Genomic DNA, 18,796 nt, shown 5'->3' on the forward strand with positions numbered 1-18,796 from the left:
CGGCAAGGGCCGAAAGCCCAAGCCTTTCATGGTCGAGGGCGGCGATGTTCAGGCTGATGCGGTCTGGGATAGCAACCGCGGACTGGCTGCCGAAGAGCGAAAAGAGGACGCCAGAGCCGGCCGGAAATCGAAACCGGCCACCACGGTCGATCTGCCGGATTTCATTGCGCCGCAGCTCTGCCAGACCCTGGAGCGTCCGCCCGCCGGCACCGGTTGGATTCACGAGATCAAGTTCGACGGCTACCGGATCCAGTTGCGTGCGCTGGATGGCGAGGCGACGCTGAAGACGAGGAAGGGACTCGACTGGACGGGCAAATATCCCGAGATCGCCGAGGCGGCATCGACACTGCCCGATGCGATCATCGATGGCGAGATCTGCGCCCTCGGCGACAATGGCGCACCGGATTTCGCAGCCCTGCAGGCGGCCCTTTCGGAAGGCAAGACCGGCGAGCTCGTCTATTTCGCATTTGATCTACTCTATGAGGGAGGCGAGGATTTGCGATCTTTGCCGCTCGTCGAGCGCAAGGCGCGGCTTGAAAGCCTACTGTCCGACGCCGGCAATGATCTGCGCATCCGTTTCGTCGAGCATTTCGACACCGGCGGTGATGCAGTTCTCCGGTCTGCCTGCAAGCTCTCACTGGAAGGCATCGTCTCCAAACAGGCGGACGCACCTTATCAATCCGGCCGCACCGAAAGCTGGGCGAAGTCGAAATGCCGCGCCGGCCATGAGGTGGTGATCGGCGCCTATGCCAAGACCAACGGGAAATTCCGATCCCTGTTGGTCGGGGTCTACCGCGGCGATCATTTCGTCTATGTCGGCCGCGTCGGCACCGGCTATGGTGCGAACAAGGTGGAGGCCCTGCTTCCGAAGCTGCGGGCGCTGGAGACGACCAAGTCGCCTTTCACCGGCAACGGCGCGCCGAAGAAAGAGCCGGAGGTTACCTGGCTGAAGCCCGAGCTCGTGGCGGAAATCGAATTCGCGGGCTGGACCGCTGATGGTATTGTCCGGCAGGCCGCCTTCAAGGGACTGCGGGAAGACAAGCCGGCCAGGGAGGTCAGGGCCGAACGGCCGGCAAAGTCCGCACGGACTGACCTGCCGCAGCCGGCGGCGGAGGTGAAGGCCAGGGCGGTTCGCGGAAAAGGCGCCAAGGCCGAGGTCATGGGCGTGCTGATCTCCAATCCGGACAAGCCGCTATGGCCGGATGCCAATGACGGCAAACCCGTCACCAAGGAGGAACTGGCCCGCTACTACGAAGCCGTCGGTTCCTGGCTGATCGAGCACATCAAGGGACGTCCTTGTTCCATCATCCGGACGCCCGACGGGATCGGCGGCGAGCAATTTTTCCAGCGCCATGCGATGCCCGGCACCTCGAACCTTCTCGAACTGGTCAAGGTCTTTGGCGACAAAAAGCCCTATCTGCAGATCGACCGTGTCGAAGGCCTTGCTGCCGTCGCGCAGATCGGCGCCGTCGAGCTGCACCCCTGGAATTGCGAACCGCACAAGCCTGAGGTGCCGGGCCGGCTCGTCTTCGACCTTGATCCAGGTCCGGATGTGCCATTCTCCGCGGTCGTTTCAGCGGCCCGGGAAATGCGGGACCGTCTCGACGCGCTTGGCCTGATCAGCTTTTGCAAGACGACCGGCGGCAAGGGTCTGCACGTTGTCACTCCGCTTGCGATCAACAAGCGCAAGCCGCTTTCGTGGGCGGAAGCAAAGGGCTTTGCGCATGACGTCTGCCAGCAAATGGCGCGCGACAATCCCGAGCTTTATCTGATCAAGATGACGAAGAGCCTGAGGGATGGCCGGATCTTCCTCGACTACCTGCGCAATGACCGCATGGCGACGGCAGTAGCACCTTTGTCGCCGCGTGCCCGGCCCGGTGCCACGGTCTCGATGCCGCTGACCTGGGCACAGGTCAAATCGGATCTGGATCCCAAGCGGTTCACCATCCGCACCGTCCCGGCGCTGCTGTCGAAGTCCTCTGCCTGGGAAAATTACGGTGACGGCAAACGTCCGCTGGAACAGGCGATCAAGCGCCTCGGCAGAATATCCAAAGCGGCTTGAACTCGGTGCTGATGATATCGATTGACCAGGTTGCGGACATGAAGCGTTGACAACCTTCGTAAGCTCAGCTCTACTGGTCCACTAACCGGACCAGTAGAGCCATGGGCGAGGAGGGGAAAGCAATGGATGTCCGAGCGATGCTCGAAGACGACGTTGCAACGCTCGGCGGGGCGCCGAAGACCTCGACGAAAGACTTCGTCGTCCAGAAGATCACAACATTCATTGCAACAGGCATTCTCAAGGTGGGCGATCCGCTGCCAGGTGAGCGCGAACTGGCTTCCGCGCTCTCGGTCAGCCGCGAAACCGTCCGTGGCGCGATCCTCATCCTTTCCACCCGCGGAATCCTCTCCGTTGCGCATGGAATGCGAACCGTGGTGGCATCGGTGGACGTCGGCGAACTGGCTGTCCAAGCTGCGCGGTATCGCGACATTGCGGCCTACAATCTTGACGACGTTCATGAGGCGCGGCTTCTTATCGAAGCACAGGTCGCAAGGGCCGCAGCCGTCAAGATCGAGCCTTCAACGCTTGAGTATCTGCACAAGTCGATTGCAGCACAGGAGGCCGCGTGTGACGATCCTGTCCGTTTTTTGATTTGCGACCGGGAATTTCACACGGCTATCTACCGTTCCAGCGGCAACGCGGTGCTGGCTGATGTGGCCGCCGACCTTTACTCCTATCTGTTGAGCCATCGAAGGCGGGTCGTTTCGCAGCCCGGGAGCATCGCCTCGAGCATTGCCGATCACCGGATGATCCTCGCTGGCTTGGAGACGCGGGATCCTGACGCCGCATCCGCCGCCTTCGCGATCCACGAAACCCGTATTTATACGACGACCAAACTGCTCTTTTCGTAGCGCGCAGCCAGGCGAAGCGCGATCTGCTTTGCATGAAGAAACGCTCCGGCCGCTGAGCCGGAGACGTCCAAGACAGGAACGGAACACAATGCATATTCTCATCATCGGGGCGGGAGGAATGATCGGCCGCAAGCTCGCTGCCACACTGGGGCGCAGCGGGTCCCTCGGCGGCCATGCGATCACGCGCATGACGCTCGCCGATGTCACGCCGCCGCCGGTACCGACAGGCGTCTCCTGGCCGGTGGAAGCGCTGGCTGCCGATATTTCCGAAAGCAGTATGGCGGAAGCCCTGGCGGCTCGCCGGGCCGATGTGATCTTCCATCTCGCGGCGATCGTTTCCGGCGAAGCCGAGCGCAATTTCGAACTCGGCTACCGGGTCAATCTCGATGGCACGCGATCGCTGTTGGAGGCGATCCGCCGGGAAGGAACCCGCCAAGCCTATATTCCCCGGTTCGTATTCTCCTCGTCGATCGCGGTGTATGGCTCGCCGTTTCCGGATCCGATTCCCGACGACTACGTGCTCGCACCTCTCACCAGCTACGGCGTACAGAAGGCAATATCCGAGCTTCTGCTGGCCGACTATTCGCGGCGCGGCTTCATTGACGGCGTCGGAATTCGGCTGCCGACCATCGTGATCCGGCCGGGTGCGCCGAACGCTGCCGCATCAGGTTTCTTTTCTGGGATCCTGCGTGAGCCGCTTGCAGGCCAGCGGGCTGTTCTTCCGGTCGAAGAGACCGTCAAGCACTGGCTGGCAAGCCCGCGTTCCGCCATCAAATTCCTGATCCATGCTGCGACGCTCGACACGGCGGCGCTGGGTGTTCGGCGCACGCTCACCATGCCAGGAGTCGCCGCCACCGTTGCCGACCAGATTGCCGCCTTGCGCCGTGCTGCTGGTCCCGAGGCGGCGGACTTGATCGATCGCCGCCGCGACGAGGTCATCGAAGGGATCGTCGCCGGATGGCCGAAATCCTTTGTGCCGGAACGCGCGGTGCAACTGGGTTTCGTCGCCGAAACCACCGTCGATGAGTTGATTGAGGTGTACCTCGCCGAAGACGCTCCGGGTGCGCCCGGATGAGATCAAGCTGGGCCACACCGTCGCATGGGAGGAGGATCCCGGGCACGCCCACAGATGCGGGATTGCAGCGGCCGAGGGACCTGAGGAGATGACGGCCGCGGCCGAGATATACGAAAATACGAATACATAGCATGTAGCGCTCGATTTCTGGGAGGAGTGAATATGGCAGGCGTTCAATTCGCGGATGTGCGGAAATCATTCGGTGCATTTCCGGTCATCAAAGGCGTGGATATCGACATTGCCGACGGGGAATTCGTGATCCTGGTCGGCCCGTCGGGTTGCGGCAAATCCACTCTTCTGCGGATGCTGGCGGGACTTGAGAACATTTCCGGCGGTGAGATCAAGATCGGTGGGCGTGTCGTCAACACGCTGCCGCCCAAGGACCGCGACATCGCCATGGTGTTCCAGAACTATGCGCTCTATCCGCATATGACGGTGCAGCAGAACATGGGTTTCTCGCTGATGCTCAACAAGGCGCCGAAGGCGGAAGCCGAGAAGCGGGTGAAATATGCCGCCGGCATCCTCGGTCTCGACAAATTGCTCGACCGTTATCCGCGCCAGCTTTCCGGCGGCCAGCGCCAGCGTGTCGCCATGGGGCGGGCGATCGTGCGCGATCCGGAAGTCTTCCTGTTCGACGAACCGCTGTCCAACCTCGATGCAAAGCTGCGCGTTGCCATGCGCGCCGAGATCAAGGAACTGCACCAGCGGCTGAAAACGACGACGGTCTACGTCACCCACGACCAGATCGAGGCCATGACCATGGCCGACAAGATCGTCGTCATGCATGACGGCGTCGTCGAGCAGATCGGCACGCCGCTCGAGCTTTACGACAAGCCCGCCAATCTCTTCGTTGGCGGTTTCATCGGTTCACCGGCGATGAACATGATCAAGGGCCGGCTCGACCCTGAAAACCCGACAAGTTTCAAGGCGCCGGACGGCACGGCGCTCCCGGTTTCCAATCCACCTGCCGGCGCCATCGGCCGCGACCTCGTCTATGGGCTTCGCCCGGAATACATCCTGCTCGATGCCAATGGTCTGCCGGGTGAAATCGTGGTGATCGAGCCGACCGGCTATGAGACGCATCTCATCCTCAAGCTCGGCGGCAGCGACCTCAGCTGCGTCTTCCGCGAACGCGTCAGCGCGCGGCCGGGCGAGACCCTGCGCGTTGCGATCGACGCCGCGCATGTTCATCTCTTCGATGCCGAGAGCGGCCGGAGATTGACCGACTGACGCCGACCGGCGGCTGCATGGGGCGGAGGAGCCCCAGTGACCCGCAGGTTGGCAGCACCCCGGTTCAGGGATGCAAGGACCGTCGTTCACCAAGCGGGAGGTGAATGCCGGGGAGTTCGCACCCGCTTTTTTGAAGAGGAGGAATATCATGAGGTTTAAGAGACGTGACTTTCTTGCCGCCTCGGCTGCCGTTGCCGGCGCCGCCGGCCTCGGCATCCGGCCGACCTTCGCGCAGGCCGAACCGACCTACACACCGGAAAGCGGTGCTAGCCTGCGGCTGCTGCGCTGGACCCCTTTCGTCAAGGGCGACGAGGAGGCCTGGCTTGCAAACACCAAGAAATTCATAGACGCGACCGGCGTCCAGGTACGCATCGACAAGGAAAGCTGGGAAGATATCCGCCCAAAGGCGGCCGTCGCGGCCAATGTCGGCTCCGGCCCGGACCTCATCATGTGCTGGTTCGACGACGCTCACCAGTATCCCGACAAGCTGGTCGATCTGACCGAGCTCGCCAACTATCTCGGCAACAAATATGGCGGCTGGTATGACGGTGTGAAGGGCTATGCGGCGCGCGGCGACACCTTCATCGCCATGCCGCTGACGGCAATCGGCAATGCGGTGGTCTATCGCGACACTCACGTGAAGGCGGCCGGTTTCAGCGAGTTCCCGAAGGATACGGCAGGCTTCCTCGAGCTTTGCAAGGCGATGAAAGCCAAGGGCACGCCGGCCGGCTTCCCGCATGGCAAGGCCGTCGGTGACGGCAACAACTACGCCCATTGGCTGCTTTGGAGCCATGGCGGCAAGATGGTCGACGAAGGCGGCAAGGTAACGATCAACAGCCCGGAAACGCTGGCGTCTATCAACTACGCCAAGGAGCTCTATGCGACCTTCATTCCGGGCACGGAAAGCTGGCAGGACGTCAACAACAACCGCGCCTTCCTCGCCGGCCAGGTTTCGCTGATCGCCAACGGCGTGTCGGTCTATTACACGGCCAAGAACGACCCGAAGCTCGCCGAGATCGCCAAGGACATCCGCACGACGAATTTCCCGGTCGGCCCGGTTGGCCAGAGCGTCGAGCTTTTCCAGACGAGCTCACTGCTTCTCTTCAAGCATACGAAGTATCCGGAAGCGGCGAAGGCCTACATCAAGTTCATGATGGAAGCCGACCAGATGAATGCCTGGATCCAGGGCTCCAGCGCCTATTGCTGCCAGCCGCTCAAGGCCTTCGCCAAGAACCCGATCTGGACATCCGACCCGATCCACGCGCCTTATGCGCGTGCCTCGGAAAAGCTGCGTCCGAACGGCTATGCCGGACCCCTCGGTTATGCCTCGGCAGCGACCATGGCCGACTACGTCCTGGTCGACATGTATGCGGCCGCCGTCACCGGCCAGATGTCACCCGAGGATGCGATGAAGGAAGCTGAACGCCGGGCAAACCGCTACTATCGGGTCTGACCCACGCCTCAAAACAAGCGGCATGCCGGCCCCTCGGCATGCCGCAAGTCCTCTGCGAGTTCAAACGCAATCTGGGAGATAGGCAATGTCGATGGTGAATTCGGAGGACAGGCGCGGGCCGATCTCTTCGCTCCTGCAGAACAACAATGTGCTCGGCTTCCTGTTCATGCTACCGGCGGCCGTCTTCCTCGTCTGCTTTCTCACCTATCCGCTGGGGCTTGGCGTCTGGCTCGGCTTCACCGATACGAGGATCGGCCGCGACGGCGTCTTCATCGGGCTGGAGAACTACCAGTTCCTGATGGACGACAGCGTCTTTTGGCTGTCGGTCTTCAACACCATTCTTTACACCTCCGTCGCCTCGGTGCTGAAATTCGCGCTCGGCCTTTGGCTGGCGATGCTGCTCAACCAGCACCTGCCGTTCAAATCCTTCTTCCGGGCAATCGTGCTGCTTCCCTGGGTGGTGCCGACGGTGCTTTCGGCGCTGGCCTTCTGGTGGATCTACGATTCCCAATTCTCGATCATCTCCTGGTCGCTAATGCAGCTGGGACTGATCAGCGGGCCGATCAACTTCCTCGGCGATCCGATCAATGCGCGCATATCCGTCATCGTCGCCAACGTCTGGCGCGGCATTCCCTTTGTGGCGATCTCGCTGCTTGCCGGCCTGCAGACGATTCCGGCATCGCTGCAGGAGGCAGCCTCGCTCGACGGCGCCACGAGCTGGCAGCGTTTTCGCTATGTGACGCTGCCGATGCTGACGCCGATCATCGCCGTCGTCATGACCTTCTCGGTGCTCTTCACCTTTACCGATTTCCAGCTCATCTACGTGCTGACCAAAGGTGGCCCCGTCAACGCGACGCATCTGATGGCGACGCTATCCTTCCAGCGCGGCATTCCCGGCGGGCAGCTCGGCGAGGGTGCGGCCATCGCGGTCGCCATGGTGCCCTTCCTGCTCGGCGCGATCATGTTCAGCTTCTTCGGCCTGCAGCGGCGCAAATGGCAACAGGGCGGCCAGGATTAAGGCCAGGGTTAGAGCCAAATTGGGGTTAGGGAGAGTGATGATGTCGATAAATTCAAACGCCGCCGATCAGGTCGTGACCGACAATGCCGACGGCATGAGTTATCTGAACCGCCTGCCGCGGCGGATCGTGATGCTCTACCTGCCGATGGCCGTCTTCGTCTTTGTGCTGCTCTTCCCGTTCTATTGGATGGCGATCACCGCGGTGAAGCCGAACGATCAACTGACCGACTATAGCAACTACAGCCCCTTCTGGGTGGTGGGGCCGACACTCGAGCACATCAAATACCTGTTCCTCGAGACATCCTATCCGGGTTGGCTGTGGAACACGATGCTGGTCGCGGTCTGCTCCACCTTTCTCTCGCTAGTGGCCTCAGTCTTCGGCGCCTATGCCATCGAGCGCGTCCGCTTCACCGGCTCCCGTTCGGTCGGCCTGGTGATCTTCCTTGCCTATCTCGTGCCTCCGTCGATCCTCTTCATCCCGCTTGCCTTCATTGTCTTCAAGCTTGGGATTTACGACTCGCGGTTGGCGCTGATCTTCACCTACCCGACCTTCCTCATTCCCTTCTGCACCTGGCTGCTGATGGGCTACTTCCGCTCGATCCCCTTCGAGCTGGAGGAAAGCGCGCTGGTGGATGGCGCCAACAGATGGCAGATTCTCACCAAGATCATCCTGCCGCTCGCAGTCCCCGGGCTGATTTCCGCCGGGATCTTCGCCTTCACGCTCTCCTGGAACGAATTCATCTATGCGCTGACTTTCATTCAGTCGTCGGAAAACAAAACCATTCCGGTCGGCGTGCTGACCGAACTGGTGCGCGGTGACGTCTTCGAATGGGGATCGCTAATGGCGGGCGCGCTGTTCGGCTCGCTTCCGGTGGTCATCCTCTACTCGTTCTTCGTGGACTACTACGTCTCATCGATGACCGGTGCGGTGAAGGAATAACAGGTGGCTGGATTTTGTTGACGGTCGGCGCGCTGCCCGCAGCATGGGCACGGCCACACCGCCTGCTCGCGCCGCTTGTTGACCGGCATTCCAGCACGGCAGCCTCGCTTACTGGAAACAAGCTGAATTTGGCTTCACAAAGTTTGCATTGCCGGCAGGTTCCGAATGCCAGACCTGCCGACAATCTGGCCGTCAATCAGCCTTTTTGCGATATAGCAACGTCATGAGTGCGAGCACGCATCCCAAGGCTCCTACCGATGCGAAGATGTAGAAGTTCCACTGCGGAGCCAGGCCCGCACCCAGAACCGCACCGCCGATAGCCGGTCCTATCATGCCTCCGATACGGCCGATGCCGAGCGAGAAGCCAAGGCCGGTTCCACGGATTTCGACAGGATAGAGATTTCCAACGAGAACGTTGGCGAGGATCTGCGTGCCGATCGTTCCCGTACCGGCAAGTGCGACGAGACCATAGACCTGGAGGCCCTGATCCACCTGCGTCAGCAACCAGATCGAGCAGGCTCCGAGAAGAAACATACCTGCCACGACAATTTTGACATTTCCGCGGTCGGCAATCCTTGCGCCGATCAGCAGTCCGACGGCGGCTCCGAGATTGAGCGTTACGGAGAAGAGGAGAGCAGAACCGAGGTCATAGCCCATCTTGTTCATGATGGTCGGAAGCCAGTTGACCATGCCGAATGTGAGCAGAAGCGAACAGAAATGGATGCCCCATGCGTTCAATGTCGGCAGCAGGCGACCTTCGGAAAACAGCGACCGGATGCCGACCTGGCGTTGCGCCGCAGGCCTGGCTAGGGGATCGGGCAGCCCGTACTGGTTTGCGATCTGATTGGCTTCGGTCTGGCGGTTCTTCGTTGCCAGCCATTCGGGGGATTCGGGGATGAGCCGGATGAAGAAAGGCAGAAGCAAGATCGGTGCGCCGCCGATGATCATCAGTGGGCGCCAGCCATATGTCTGTATCAGCAGCATTCCGAGGATACCCGAGATGATGCCGCCGGCCAGATAACCCAGAAGCGCAATCGAATAGGCTATCGCCTTCCGTTTCGGCGGAGAAAACTCGATGATCAAAGCGGTTACCGTGGGAAAAAGAGCGCCAAGGCCCAGGCCGGCGAGAAAACGTGTTCCCTCGAAAACAAGAAAGTTCGGCGCAAGACCGCTCCCGATCATCATCACGGAAAAGCTCAGCAGACTGCCGATGATGACCTTGCGACGACCTATCCTGTCAGCGAGTGTTCCGGCAACGAGAGCGCCCAGCAACATCCCGAACAGGGTGATGGAGGCCGCGCGTCCGACCAGACCGGGCGTCAGGCCCCAGCTGGCTTCACCGAGCAATGCCGGCGCGACTGCGCCGTAGACGATCAGGTCATAGCCGTCGAACAGGATCAGCAGACCGCAAAGGGCGATGATGATATTCGGGCTGCGAACGTGTTCCTTGATAATAGCGAGATCTTGTATGGCCAATTTTCCCTCCCCATACATTTGCGTACAGGTAGTACGCTCCTGCCAGCGGCAGGTCCGCGTCGATCCATGTACAAATCCTCCTGGATCGTTGCCGGCGTGGTTCCTCCCAGCGCCAGACTCACCCGCAGGCGGGCGATGTCAAGACAACGATGACACGCTAATAAATACTTGCGAATAAAATATTTGCAACTGCAAACTTTTCAGCTGGCAACTTTTCCCTTTCCGGATATTGCCGGCAGGTTGCTGTGCATGCGGCGCAGCGCCTTCTTCAGGGCTGCGACCTCCTCGTCCGACATGTCTTGAACCGCGGTGCGTTCAAGCTCCACGGCAAGCGGCATAAGCCTTTCCGTCAGCGCCTCACCCTGCGGGGTCAGCCTGACGATGACGATACGGCCATTATCTTCCGGACGTGTTCGCGACACCAGCTTGCGCTTGGCCAGTGTGCCGACGAGGCGCGAAAGCGTCGAAATTTCGACAGAGACGACGTCGGCGAGATCCCCAAGGGTGCTCTCCCGGCGCTCCTTGAGCATGGCCAGAACCCGGTACATCGCCACGCTGAGATTGTCTTCGGCAATTCTCTGCGAGAACACCTCGGCTATCCGCACGCCGGCGCGATTGAGAAGATAGGGAACGGAATCGGTAAGTTTGTACATGTCTCTGTCTGCTGGCGGGATTCGGCTTGCTGAGGGCTCTCTCCGACATGCACCTAAATTACCGGGATGACAACACGATTGGCTTTCAGCCGCCGATAACGGCTGGGTAGATCAAGCATTTTCCCGTTGATTTTTAAATTTGCGTTGACAACAGTTGCAAATGCAATAATCTAGATACCAAGGAGACACGGGAGGAAATCATGTCTGCCACTACTGCCCTCGGCATAGCGCCGGCCCCCGCACCGATCAGGGATGCGTTTCGATCGACCATGCGCCGTTTCCCGGCGACGGTGACGGTCATTTCTGCTTGTCGCAACGGTGCGGATCATGGAATGACGGCCACCGCCGTCACATCACTTTCGATGGATCCGCCATCTCTTATCATCTGCCTGAACAATCGCACCTACCTGCATGACATGCTGCTTGAGGTGCCGGAATTCGCCGTCAGCGTTCTGACCGACAGGCAGGCCGCCGTGTCGGAAGGTTTCAGCGGCAAGATTGCGCCTGAGCGTCGCTTCGATGCTGCCGATTGGGTTCGCCATGAGCGCGGCATGATGGTGCTGGGTTCCGCTCATGCCGCGGTTGTCTGCCGCCGCATGGGCGCAGTTCCCTATGGGACGCACACGATCTTCATCGGGCAGGTGGTGGATACACGCCATTCCGACGACACGACCGCGCTGATGTACGAGAACTCGAAATATTGCGCGCCACAGCACGCGCTTCCTGCATCCCAGAACTGAAGGTAGTTCCATGAACAATACAGCTGCCCTGTTTCCCGCCTCGGCGCGGGTTGAGACCGCATGTCTTGCAGATCGTATCGCCCCGGTGCTCGACGAGATCCGGGCCGGCGCGCGTGATACCGAAAAATCCGGCCGCGTGCCGGCGCGCAATATCGATCTGCTGCGCTCCGCCGGCTATTTCGATGTCGTCAAGCCAGCCCGTTTCGGTGGCGACCAAGGATCGTTTGCCGAGCTTGTCGATGCAAATATCGAACTGTCGTCGGCCTGCGCCTCCACCGGCTGGGTTGCCGGCCTCCTTTCCGCGCATCAATGGCTGCTCGCCATGTTCGATGAAAGGGTTCAGCAGGAGGTGTGGGGCAGCAATCCGGATGCGCTGCTCTGCGGTTCCTATGCGCCGGTCCGCATGGCGGAATGCGTCAAGGGCGGTTTCCGGTTATCCGGCGATTGGGCCTTTGCGAGCGGATGCGAAAATGCCCAGTGGGCGCTCTGCGCGGCGATCATTCCGCCAGACGGCGAGCGGGAGCGTCCTGTACCTGCGTTCCTGCTGGTTCCCGCCAGCGATTATACCATTGCCGAGACCTGGGATGTGGTCGGCCTCGCGGGCACCGGCTCAAAAAGCCTGATCCTCAAGGATGTCTTCGTTCCGGAATACCGCATGCTGAGCTTTCCGGATGCGACCTCGGGCAGAACGCCGGGCGGACGTGGCTACAAAGGTATCGGCCTTTTCAACATTCCGCTGCTCATGGGGGTTCCGTTCTGCCTCGGCAGCGCAGCCGTCGGTGCGGCGAAGGGCGCCCTGGAAAGCTATATCGACCACATGGGGGCCCGTGTGACACGCGGTGCAGTGGCCGGCGGCAACAACAAGATTGCAGAATTTCCGACGATCCAGCTTCGCGTGGCGGAAGCCTCCGCATCCGTGGATGCCGCCCGCGAAATCATTCTGCGGGATATTGCCCGGGCGCAGCAACTGGCCCAGGCCCGTGAGGATGGCACCGGCGAGATCACCGAAGAAGATCGGATTCTCGCCCGTCGCAGCCAGTCTTTTGCGGTCAGCCTGGCCCTTCGGGCCGTGGAGGCACTCAATGCATCGACAGGCGGCCTCGGCCTCCAAATGTCCAACCCCGTCCAGCGGGCATGGCGCGATGCAAATGCCGTCGGGCGCCACATTTCCATGAACTGGGATGCCGTGGGCACCATGGTCGGCCAGCAGCTGCTCGGCCTTCCGCCCAAGGGACAATTCTGATCCGCCATCCGCATTATTTCGATTTAAGACAGGAAAGAGAGCATATCGTGCAAGGCAAGATCGCGCTTGAAGAACATTTCGCCATTCCCGAGACGCTGCAGGATTCGGCTGGATTCGTGCCGGGCGACTACTGGACCGAACTGTCCGCCCGTCTTCTGGATATCCAGGACAAGCGTCTGCGGCTGATGGATGCCCACGGCATCGAAAAAATGATCCTGTCGTTGAATGCTCCGGCCGTGCAGGCGATCCCGGATAAGGCAAAGGCCCTGGAGATTTCCCGGCGCGCCAACGACTTTCTAGCAGAGCAATGCGTCAAGAACCCGAACCGTTTCCTGGGATTTGCAGCTTTGCCCCTGCAGGATGCGGATGCGGCTGCGCAGGAATTGCAGCGCTGTGTGACAACGCTGGGTTTCGTCGGCGCACTGGTCAATGGCTTCTCGCAGGAAGGCGACGGAACGACACCGCTCTATTACGACCTGCCGCAATATCGTCCGTTCTGGGCCGAAGTCGAAAAACTCAACGTTCCCTTCTATCTGCATCCGCGCAACCCGCTGCCGCAGGATAGCCGGATCTATGCTGGCCATTCCTGGCTGATGGGTCCGACATGGGCGTTCGCGCAGGAGACCGCTGTTCACGCGCTGCGCTTGATGGGATCCGGCCTGTTTGACGAACATCCGGCTTTGCGGATCATCGTTGGTCACATGGGCGAGGGGCTGCCATACATGATGTGGCGCATCGACAACCGGAATGCGTGGGTCAAGGTGGAAAAGAACTATCCCGCCAAACGCCCGATTGCCGATTATTTCAACGAGAATTTCTATATCACGACGTCGGGGAACTTCCGCACGCAATCGCTTATCGATGCGATGCTGGAAATTGGCGCGGACCGAATTCTGTTCTCGACAGACTGGCCATTCGAGAACGTCGACCATGCTGCAAACTGGTTCGACAACACGACCATCTCCGAAGCCGACCGTCTGAAGATCGGTCGCACCAACGCAGTTTCACTCTTCAAACTCGATCGATAGCATGGTTGCACTTTTCAGATACACGGCCAGCGCGGCCCAGATCTTCTTCGGGAGCGGCTCGTTGAATCGTCTCGCCGAGGCGATTGCAGGGCAGGGCGGCAAGCGCGCCCTGATCCTTTCGACCCCGCACCAGAAAGCGGAGGCTGAACGCATCGCTGCTTCCCTCGGCCCGCTTGCGGCGCGACTGTTCCACGATGCGACGATGCATACGCCGGTCGATGTGACCGAGCGCGCGATGGCGGCATACCACGGAGCCGATGCCGATTGCGTCGTCGCGATCGGCGGCGGATCGACGATCGGTCTCGGCAAGGCGATCGCCTACCGCAACGACGCGCCACAAATCGTCGTGGCGACGACCTATGCAGGGTCGGAGGTTACACCGATCCTTGGCCAGACAGAAAACGGGCAGAAGACGACGGTCCGCGGGCCCGGCATCCTGCCCGAAGTGGTGATCTACGACCCTGAATTGACATTGGGATTGCCGGTCAACATCAGCGTCAGCAGTGGGCTGAATGCAATGGCGCACGCGGTCGAAGGTCTCTACGCACAGGATCGCAATCCCATTTCGTCGATGATGGCGGTCGAGGGCCTGCGCGCGCTGAAGCTGGCTTTACCTCACATCGTCAATGCACCTGGGGATGTCGAGCCGCGAAGCGAAGCGCTTTACGGCTCCTGGCTGTGCGGCACGGTGCTCGGAGCGGTTGGAATGGCCTTGCATCACAAGCTTTGCCATACGCTGGGCGGTAGCTTCGATCTGCCGCATGCGGAAACCCATGCGGTCATTCTTCCCCATTCTGCTGCCTACAACGCGCAGGCCGCAGCGGATGCGCTAAAGCCCGCTGCCGATCTTTTCGGCGGCTCGCTGGGCAGCGGTCTCTATGATTTTGCCGCTTCGATCGGCGCCCCCATGGCGCTGCGAGATCTGGGTATGAAGGAAGCCGATCTGGACCGTGCGGCGGAACTCGCCGCCCAGAACCCCTACTGGAACCCGCGCCCGATCGAACGGGAAGCGATCCGGGCTTTGTTGCAGAGCGCCTGGGAGGGCGCACGGCCGCGTTAATGCTTAGGAGGATGGCCACGTGCCTGAATATTTCAGCGAAGAGAGATCCGCCGAAGCCGTCAACTCGCGGATGGGGCAGGACATTAATCCACGCCTGGCCGAAATCATGGCGTCGCTTGTCAAGCACCTGCATGCCTTTGCCAAGGATATCAGCCTGACCCAGGAGGAATGGGAGCTGGCCATCGGCTTCCTGACCCGAACCGGCCATCTCTGTCATGACGAGCGACAGGAGTTCATCCTGCTCAGCGATACGCTGGGTTTGTCGATGCTGGTGGATGCGATCAACAACCGGCGCCCGCCAGGCGCTACGGAAAATACCGTGTTTGGACCGTTCCATGTCGAAGGGGCGCCCGTACGGCAGATGGGTGAAAACATCTCGCTCGACGGCAAGGGTGAGAGCTGTCTCTTCATCGGGCGCGTGCTGGATCTCAACGGCAATCCGATCGAGAGAGCCCGGATCGATGTATGGTCGGATAATTCCGATGGCTTCTACGACGTCCAGCAACCGGATATCCAGCCGAAGTGGAACAACCGGGGCATCTTCGTCACCGGCGCAGATGGCACCTATAGTTTCGTCGGCATAAAGCCGGTTTCCTATCCGATCCCGGATGATGGCCCGGTCGGCCAGATGCTGACGTCCCTCGGTCGCCATCCCTACCGTCCTGCCCATACCCATTACCTAATCAAGGCTTCAGGCTATCAGAAGCTCGTAACCCACACTTTTGTCGGCGACGATCCCTATCTGGAATCCGATACGGTGTTTGGTGTGAAAAGGAGCCTGGTCGCGCCTTTCGAGCGTGTCGATCGTGCGACGGTCTGGCGCTCCGATTTCGATTTCGTGCTGACGCCAGTGGAGAATAGACAATGATCGTTGCCCGCTATGCGGTATCCGACCCCGGCAAGGCTGGCGAACGTTCCCGATTGCTCGAGGAGCACAAGGCCTATCTGCATGGCGCGGCGATCCGCATCTTGCTTTCCGGACCTTCTGCGCCGCCGGCAGAGGGCAAGGGTTCGACCGCCGTCGTGATCGCCGAGGTCGAAACGCTCGCCGAGTTCGAGGCGTTCAGCGCAGCAGATCCCTTCGTCCGCTCCGGTGTCTACCGTAGCATCGATCTATTCGAATGGCGGCCCACTTTGGGGCTTCTTCTAGAGGGGCTCTGATCCGCGTTTTGACCGTCGGTACTGATCAGAGCCAGCAGGATGCGCTGTCGGAAAGCTTGGCGCGACCGGCGCTGCAAGGGTGATATCCAGGACAAGCATACCCACGTCTTAGATCGTATACTCCGGTTCGGACAAGGTTTGGTCCATCGTGATGCCCGGGAGGTTGAAGTGGCGCTTGCCCACCTGCCTCGCCGGAATGCCGGCGACCGATGTGTAATCTGCAACAGCATTTATGACCACGCTGCCTGCACCCACCTTGGCGCCGACGCCAATTTCGATGTTGCCGAGAATCTTGGCTCCGGCTCCGATAAGAGCGCCGCGCCGTACCTTGGGGTGCCGGTCGCCGGCCTCCTTGCCCGTCCCTCCCAATGTGACATTCTGAAGTATGGATACGTCGTCTTCGACGACCGCCGTCTCGCCGATCACCAGGCCGCTCCCATGGTCGAGCATGATGCTCTTTCCCATCTTCGCGGCGGGATGAATGTCGACGCCGAAAACCTCAGAAATTCGGCTCTGGATGTGGCGCGCCAAGTGGAGCCGGTCATGATGCCAAAGCCAGTGGGCGACCCGTTGTCCCTGCAAAGCCACAAAGCCCTTGAAATAAAGGAATGGCGTCAGGATTTCCGTGTTCGACGGATCACGTGCCTTGATCGCTGTCAGGTCGGCGGCGGCATCGGCGACAATATTGCGATTGCCGACGAACGCCTGCGCAATCACCGCCAGCAGCTCGTCATGGTCGAGATCGTGATTGGCCAGTTTGATCGCGACCCGCTGAGCGAGTGCCTGGGCGAAACTCGCATGATAAAGCACTGCTGAATTCATGGCGCGCGTGAGTGCTGCATCCTTGGCGGAAGCATTGACGGCCTCCGCGCAAAGAGCCGCCCATATCGCGGCAACCTGAGGCGAGGGGGATGGCTCGGTCGACAGATTGCTTAAGCTGACCAGTGGAACCGTCATGCTACCTTCCTTCTACAGGCGGACATCCGCGTCTTCCATGTCGATGAGCGCTACGCCTTGCCCTTGCGGACAACGTCCGCAATCGTCACCTCCTTGGGAATGAGCTTGAGTTTGAAAAAGGTGTCGGCGATGCTCTGCTGCTGCGCGACGACGGAGTCATCCAGGCTCTTGATCCCATAGGACTGACGTTCGAGCGCCTTGACGAGGACAGGTTCGGGGATGCCGACCGACGGTGATAGCTCTGCAGCCGCAGCCGCGGTGTCGGACTTGGTCCATTCGTCGATCTCGGAAATGGCGTCGATCAAGACATCGATCGCCTGGGCGTGGCCGTCAACCAGCGCACTCGTGCCGAGATAGAACTGGTGATTGGGAACGATGCCCTCGCCGTTTCTGAGCTCTCTCGCTTCGATCGCCACTTCCGCAGCAGCCTGGAAGGGATCCCAGATGACCCATGCATCCACCGCGCCCTTTTCGAAAGCTGCGCGGCCGTCGGCTGGGGCGAGGAAGGATGGCTCCACGTCCTCATAGGTCAAGCCGGCTTCTTCGAGCGCCTTAACGAGCAGGTAATGCACGTTCGAGCCCTTGTTGAAGGCGACCTTCTTGCCCTTCAGCTCTGCGACCGATTTTATGGGACTATCCCTAGGGACCAATATGGCTTCGCCGCGCGGGGCGGGCGGCTCATGTGCGATATAGACAAGCGGAGCGTTCGCGGCCTGGGCGAAGATCGGTGGCGTTTCGCCGGTCGATCCGAAATCGACAGCACCAGCGTTCAGGGCCTCGAGGAGCTGGGGGCCGCCCGGAAATTCGGTCCATTCAACCGTGTAGTCGATGGATTTAAGCTTCTTCTCCAGCAAGCCTTTGCCCTTGAGAAGCACCAGAGTTCCATATTTCTGGTAGCCGATACGCACGACCTTGTCAGCCGCGCCAGCCGGTCGAACATGCGTCAAAGGTGTCGCGATGGCACCTGCGACCAGTGCAGTGAAAGCGCGTCTTGTGATCTTCATCATACCCTCCGGAATAAGACGACGCCAAATTAAAGTGTCTCTACATTTTTACTAGATTATACGTACTCCTGAGCCCGCTTCTCCGGGATTCGCTTTTTTGTTCTGTCCCGGCAGCGAGCAAAAAGAACTGCGCCTGGTGATTCAGTTCCCGACGCACGTCGTTTCCGCGTTTCAGGAGATTGAGGATTGAGCAGAGCTTTTCCACCATCGGCTGCAGTCTGGCGATATTCACGGTGCTCGCGAGTCTTCGCCGACGAAGTGCTGAAGAACGATAGCGTGATTGTGGTGCAGGTCTTTCGCAGCGTAGAGAAGCGTCGCGTCCGATTGCCCAATCTGGCGTTTCAGTTCCTCGACGGTCGATGGGTTCTTTTCCAACTCGTCCCGATAGCGGCGCTGGAACTCTGTCCATTTGGCGGGGTCGTGGCCGAACCAACGGCGTAGCGTCGGGCTTGGCGCGATATCCTTCAACCAGATATCGACTGCTGCATCCTGTTTGTTCAACCCGCGAGGCCATAGCCTGTCGACCAGGATGCGCATGCCGTCCTTATCGTCTTTCGGCTCGTAGATTCGTTTGATGTTCAAGGCCATTTGCTCACCCGCCATAAGGTCGAAAGCCATTCTCGACCGAATACGCGTGACAAGGTTTTGGTTCCAGGCTGGAGCTCCCAGGGAGCAGCTTGAACAGGTGCCAGAACCTCTTCAAACAGGCATCCGCCGCGCCCGATTTAGGCAATATGGTTGCCGATTAGCCACACTCGCCTACCTCCGGACTGTCATAATTGATTTTTCCCGCGCAACTGGTATTGCTCGGTCGTTCACCGCTGATATTTTTCGATTCTCCCAAT

General features: G+C 60.2%; 18 protein-coding genes. 13 read left to right on the forward strand and 5 right to left on the reverse strand.

The annotated features are described in order from the left end of the window. From ligD to C3Y91_RS18840, 7 genes are all read left to right on the forward strand, one after another. Window positions 1–2,062: DNA ligase D (gene ligD, locus C3Y91_RS18810; RefSeq protein ID WP_168575675.1), on the forward strand; the 2,062-nt coding region annotated here is incomplete at its 5' end. A gap of 122 nt (window positions 2,063–2,184) precedes the next feature. After that, window positions 2,185–2,913: a FadR/GntR family transcriptional regulator gene (locus C3Y91_RS18815; RefSeq protein ID WP_130665637.1), complete on the forward strand. Its 729-nt coding sequence runs from the start codon at window positions 2,185–2,187 to the stop codon at window positions 2,911–2,913. A gap of 88 nt (window positions 2,914–3,001) precedes the next feature. Next, a complete protein-coding gene (denD, locus tag C3Y91_RS18820; protein WP_130663172.1) occupies window positions 3,002–3,988 on the forward strand; it encodes a D-erythronate dehydrogenase in 987 nt (328 codons plus the stop codon). Between the two features lie 162 nt (window positions 3,989–4,150). Further along, window positions 4,151–5,218 (forward strand): ABC transporter ATP-binding protein, encoded by a 1,068-nt coding sequence (locus C3Y91_RS18825; protein ID WP_130665636.1) that lies wholly within the window; start codon window positions 4,151–4,153, stop codon window positions 5,216–5,218. A gap of 148 nt (window positions 5,219–5,366) precedes the next feature. Beyond that, window positions 5,367–6,671, forward strand: coding sequence for an ABC transporter substrate-binding protein (locus C3Y91_RS18830; RefSeq protein ID WP_018480286.1), 1,305 nt, complete (start codon window positions 5,367–5,369; stop codon window positions 6,669–6,671). Window positions 6,672–6,756: 85 nt separating this feature from the next. Beyond that, window positions 6,757–7,689, forward strand: coding sequence for a carbohydrate ABC transporter permease (locus C3Y91_RS18835; RefSeq protein WP_018444784.1), 933 nt, complete (start codon window positions 6,757–6,759; stop codon window positions 7,687–7,689). A gap of 40 nt (window positions 7,690–7,729) precedes the next feature. After that, a complete protein-coding gene (locus C3Y91_RS18840; protein ID WP_130765699.1) occupies window positions 7,730–8,629 on the forward strand; it encodes a carbohydrate ABC transporter permease in 900 nt (299 codons plus the stop codon). A gap of 192 nt (window positions 8,630–8,821) precedes the next feature. Here the strand turns inward: C3Y91_RS18840 and C3Y91_RS18845 are convergent, their stop codons facing one another. Both C3Y91_RS18845 and C3Y91_RS18850 read right to left on the reverse strand, forming a co-directional pair. After that, complete coding sequence (locus C3Y91_RS18845; RefSeq protein ID WP_018493609.1) at window positions 8,822–10,123, reverse strand: MFS transporter; 1,302 nt, start codon at window positions 10,121–10,123, stop codon at window positions 8,822–8,824. Between the two features lie 182 nt (window positions 10,124–10,305). After that, the gene (locus C3Y91_RS18850; protein WP_018493610.1) at window positions 10,306–10,758 is read right to left on the reverse strand and encodes a MarR family winged helix-turn-helix transcriptional regulator; all 453 of its coding nucleotides are present in this window, start codon (window positions 10,756–10,758) and stop codon (window positions 10,306–10,308) included. A gap of 200 nt (window positions 10,759–10,958) precedes the next feature. Between C3Y91_RS18850 and C3Y91_RS18855 the strand changes: the two genes are divergently transcribed. The 6 genes from C3Y91_RS18855 to C3Y91_RS18880 are packed head-to-tail and all read left to right on the forward strand — an operon-like array spanning window position 10,959 to window position 15,990. Further along, a complete protein-coding gene (locus tag C3Y91_RS18855) occupies window positions 10,959–11,498 on the forward strand; it encodes a flavin reductase family protein (protein ID WP_130665634.1) in 540 nt (179 codons plus the stop codon). A gap of 10 nt (window positions 11,499–11,508) precedes the next feature. After that, entirely contained in the window at window positions 11,509–12,741 is a 1,233-nt protein-coding gene (locus tag C3Y91_RS18860) for a flavin-dependent monooxygenase (protein ID WP_130665633.1), read from the forward strand. A 47-nt stretch (window positions 12,742–12,788) separates the two neighbouring features. Next, window positions 12,789–13,769, forward strand: coding sequence for a gamma-resorcylate decarboxylase (gene tsdA / locus C3Y91_RS18865; protein WP_130656457.1), 981 nt, complete (start codon window positions 12,789–12,791; stop codon window positions 13,767–13,769). Between the two features lies 1 nt (window position 13,770). Continuing rightward, window positions 13,771–14,829: a maleylacetate reductase gene (locus C3Y91_RS18870; protein ID WP_168575676.1), complete on the forward strand. Its 1,059-nt coding sequence runs from the start codon at window positions 13,771–13,773 to the stop codon at window positions 14,827–14,829. A 19-nt stretch (window positions 14,830–14,848) separates the two neighbouring features. After that, on the forward strand, window positions 14,849–15,697 hold the full coding sequence (locus C3Y91_RS18875) for a dioxygenase family protein (RefSeq protein ID WP_130656459.1): 849 nt from the start codon (window positions 14,849–14,851) through the stop codon (window positions 15,695–15,697). Further along, window positions 15,694–15,990 (forward strand): YciI family protein, encoded by a 297-nt coding sequence (locus C3Y91_RS18880; protein WP_018071408.1) that lies wholly within the window; start codon window positions 15,694–15,696, stop codon window positions 15,988–15,990. The genes C3Y91_RS18875 and C3Y91_RS18880 overlap by 4 nt, the downstream gene beginning before the upstream one ends. 108 nt (window positions 15,991–16,098) lie before the next feature. Here the strand turns inward: C3Y91_RS18880 and cysE are convergent, their stop codons facing one another. The 3 genes from cysE to C3Y91_RS18895 form a co-directional block, all read right to left on the reverse strand. Further along, window positions 16,099–16,947, reverse strand: coding sequence for a serine O-acetyltransferase (cysE, locus tag C3Y91_RS18885; RefSeq protein ID WP_018493616.1), 849 nt, complete (start codon window positions 16,945–16,947; stop codon window positions 16,099–16,101). A 50-nt stretch (window positions 16,948–16,997) separates the two neighbouring features. Further along, window positions 16,998–17,951: a sulfonate ABC transporter substrate-binding protein gene (locus C3Y91_RS18890; RefSeq protein WP_081274426.1), complete on the reverse strand. Its 954-nt coding sequence runs from the start codon at window positions 17,949–17,951 to the stop codon at window positions 16,998–17,000. Between the two features lie 228 nt (window positions 17,952–18,179). Beyond that, a complete protein-coding gene (locus C3Y91_RS18895; protein WP_130665762.1) occupies window positions 18,180–18,539 on the reverse strand; it encodes a DUF488 domain-containing protein in 360 nt (119 codons plus the stop codon). Window positions 18,540–18,796: the final 257 nt, after the last annotated feature.

It is taken from the genome of Rhizobium ruizarguesonis (assembly GCF_012349115.1).
Classification (GTDB): domain Bacteria; phylum Pseudomonadota; class Alphaproteobacteria; order Rhizobiales; family Rhizobiaceae; genus Rhizobium; species Rhizobium ruizarguesonis.